General features: G+C 30.6%; 2 protein-coding genes. Both read right to left on the minus strand.

The window, feature by feature from the left end; all coding sequences use genetic code 11:
- Positions 1 to 291: 291 nt before the first annotated feature.
- Positions 292 to 1,278: a DUF5050 domain-containing protein gene (locus L323_RS35780; RefSeq protein WP_020816494.1), complete on the minus strand. Its 987-nt coding sequence runs from the start codon at positions 1,276 to 1,278 to the stop codon at positions 292 to 294.
- Between the two features lie 46 nt (positions 1,279 to 1,324).
- Positions 1,325 to 2,581, minus strand: a 1,257-nt coding sequence (locus L323_RS0121035; RefSeq protein ID WP_031342329.1) for an RHS repeat-associated core domain-containing protein, incomplete at its 5' end; no start/stop codon positions are given.

The raw sequence follows: 2,581 nt of genomic DNA on the forward strand, positions 1-2,581 counted from the left end.
AAATTATAAGGTTAAGAGTTAGGCGGAATACGCATAATATTATTTTAATAAAATCACGGACACAAAGAAAGAAGACGGTCATCGTGTTGACAACCGCCTATTTTTTTTGTGATACTATAGGATCTGATGATAAAACTTCCTTGAAAAACTTTAATACTAAAAAACAATAATATAGAACTTGCATCTATATATTAAAATAGTTATTAATTTGCTATTACTCATTTCATTCTTCCTAATTTTGTAAACCACAAAGTACTAAAGAGTAAAAATTATAAAAATTCTGAATATTAATCAATTAACTACTTGCGGGTTTACCGTGGTTCCATCAATGTTGACCCTTCCTATTTTATTCATATTGGGTTCAAGTAAAAAGTAAACCCAATCGCCACAAATAGTAAAACCGTAACTTCCTGAATTACCAATTTTAGTTGTAATTAAAGGACTATCAAATTTTACTCGGTTTATTTCAGGATTACAGTAATAAATCCAATCACCATCAATTGTTAACTTTTCAACATTATCAAAACACCCATTATAACTTGGATCTTTATAATTTATTAACCCGGAGAAATTTGTACCATCAGTTTTAACCTTGTATAACCTATTGTTATCATTATAATTTAAGAAAACCACCCAATTCTTGTAAATAGAAATACAATATGTGTCTACATTATTTAACTTTGTTCTTTCCTTACCATCTACTTTTATTTTATATAAACTACCTCCATCTGTTCTGTTTACATAATAAATAAAATCATCTACTATATTCATTTCGTATACAGAATCATTAACTACTCGTTCTGTTACAGAACCGTCAACTTTAGTTCTGTAAATATTGTTATCCTTAAATAGATAATAGACCCAGTCACCGTTTAAAACATAATAGTATGCATACCCATCTCCACTCTTTAATTTATTATTTTCAGTACCATCAATTTTCATTCTATAGAGATCATTTTTTTTATCAATATTATTATAATATATCCAACCGTCTTTAACTCCTATTATACTCGATTCACATTTATTCAATTTCTTTTTTCCAGTCCCATCTTTAAAAATACTGTAGATTTTACCCCCTGCATCATCATTCACATAGTAAAATTTGTCTCCTTGTTTTACTATAGTATTTAAAATACTTCCTGAAATATCCCCCATTCTATTTGCTGTTAAATTTTCTTGAAATAAATCATTTGTAGATTGACAACCACTATTAAAAATTAAGCTTGAATAACACAGTAATAGTATAATAACATTTTTAACTATACTTAATGACTTCAAATTCCATTCCCCCCTATAATTAAAATCAGTTTATTTCCTTCATCCTTTAGTTTCTGAAATAAGCCTTTGGTGGTGGTGTAACAACAGTTAATGTAAATACGTAATTGTTAAATCTATTAAAGTCAATATATCTTGGTGTATGCGAATAATTATCGTATATTTCGATTAGTGTTACATTTTTATTCGACTTATTAATTATGTAATCTTTATATCCAACTCCTGTTACTGTGTGGTTTTCATAAGTTCCAGAAACAATATTTAACATAAACGGATGCCCTCTATTAGCTTCTTTCTTTATAAAAAAATCAGCTTCCGCAGTTAATTTATCATGCCCCTCACCATGATAATATCCAGCCAAACTTTTCCATGTGTCAGTAAGTATATTTCCGTTCTGTAATGTTATTGATACATAAGTAGGTACTCCTCCTTCTGCAGTATACCCGTATTTCTTTGTTGCAACTTCTCTAACTCTATTAAAAATATCTTGATCGTTTAAAGGTATACCTGTATAACCAAGTTTACGGTAATACTCAATTATCTTCGTAATTGATGTAAGCGTACAATTATTAACCATTTTCCCATTAACTGTTTGATATTGATCTTGTGTTTTATTATTTACGTTGAAACCTGTAACATTAGATATATTGTTACTATCTTTCAACTTACCACTCCCATATGTAGAGTACATATATAACTCAGGTACAACTATTTTCCCATAACCACTCTCTTCTTTTTTTATAGTAATACCAGCTTTATCTCTATCCGCAATTTTGTCTCCATTTTTATCTGTGAATGAGTTTTCCTGACCATGGACACCTATTCCTAGCTTAACTCCACTCAATGTGTTAATTTTTTTCCATTCAGCATCGGATATTTTACCATCTTTTAAAGCCAAAGTTAGTTCACTACCATTAATTAACTCTCTTCGCCCATAGCTATCGTACATGCCATTATCATCATTCTTTCTGACCACTGCCGCTGCTGAAGCTGCCGCATTCATTTGTATTTTTGCTGCCTTTTTTGCATCTGCAGAAGCTTTCGGATTATCATATATTTTTTTTGCATCGCTATATTGATTTGAATACACAATTATATACGCCTGTGCTACCGTTGAGCGGTTTTGGTCACCATCTGCTACATGTCCTGTAGGATCTATATAAATCAAAGGATTATTTAAACAATACGTATACAAATTCAAACTCAACGGATCATTGGGGTCGCCCGTATAAGTATCCTCACTTAGGAATCTGGCTGTTTTGCTGTCATAGTACCTTGCATTCAGGTAGTAGAGGTCTGTTTCTTT

It is taken from the genome of Ruminiclostridium papyrosolvens C7 (genome assembly GCF_000421965.1).
In the GTDB taxonomy this organism is placed as follows: domain Bacteria; phylum Bacillota; class Clostridia; order Acetivibrionales; family DSM-1351; genus Ruminiclostridium; species Ruminiclostridium papyrosolvens_A.